Consider the following 740-nt stretch of genomic DNA (forward strand, 5'->3'; position numbering starts at 1 on the left):
TGGGTAGCTTGGTACTTGCTGGCGTTGCGGCAGTGGCAGTCGGTAGCGCCCTATATTTGAGCTTGCAACCGGCGGACTTGCTCAAGTATCAGCAAGAGTGGGTAAAGGCGTTGCTCCAGGCAGGCTTAATTACTGTACTTGGTGTTGTTACATCAAGCGTCCTCGAATCATTTAAAGAGGGACTCCAGCAAAAGCGCAACCAAAGCAGGATTCGCTTTGACATTCTTAATGACATCGGGCGCATCTACATGGACGTCAAGCTTGCTAGACGACGCGCACAGGCAGTGAAAAGGATCGAATCGAAAGATTTACAGGAGTTGAACGAACGCCAGGTCCAATTAGAGTTGCACAAGTTCAATAGTGTAAAATTGTTTAAAAATCATCAAGGGCTTGAAGATGCGCTAGGTACAATGGAGAAATACCTCAACAAGGTTGCCAACAAGCCTGAAACTGATGAGCACCAACGCTTTGTTGATCGTGAGGGCTTTCGAAAATTCTCCGTCGCTTTTCATGAAGCTAAGGCAATTATGCAGCACTACATTGTAGGTACTTAGCTTAACATATACGTGTTTCCTCGGCGCCTATAGAGAGGGAATAGCATTCGTAGGCATTCCAGAGTCTCCTGACTGACAGTTAAATACTCAATAGTAGTAATAATATAAGTATCCTACCTTCTAGGAGCATCCATGCAATTCTATTCCCTTTTCCTCTTCTTTCCATGGTACGAGTACCTCTGATTG

1 protein-coding gene is annotated in these 740 nt (G+C 45.1%); it reads left to right on the top strand.

Annotated elements, in window-relative coordinates:
* On the top strand, nucleotides 1-554 hold a 554-nt coding region (locus JWH17_RS23245), incomplete at its 5' end, for a hypothetical protein (protein ID WP_205225087.1).
* Nucleotides 555-740 lie beyond the last annotated feature (186 nt).

Origin of the sequence: Desulfogranum marinum (assembly GCF_016918565.1) — a bacterium.
In the GTDB taxonomy this organism is placed as follows: domain Bacteria; phylum Desulfobacterota; class Desulfobulbia; order Desulfobulbales; family Desulfobulbaceae; genus Desulfogranum; species Desulfogranum marinum.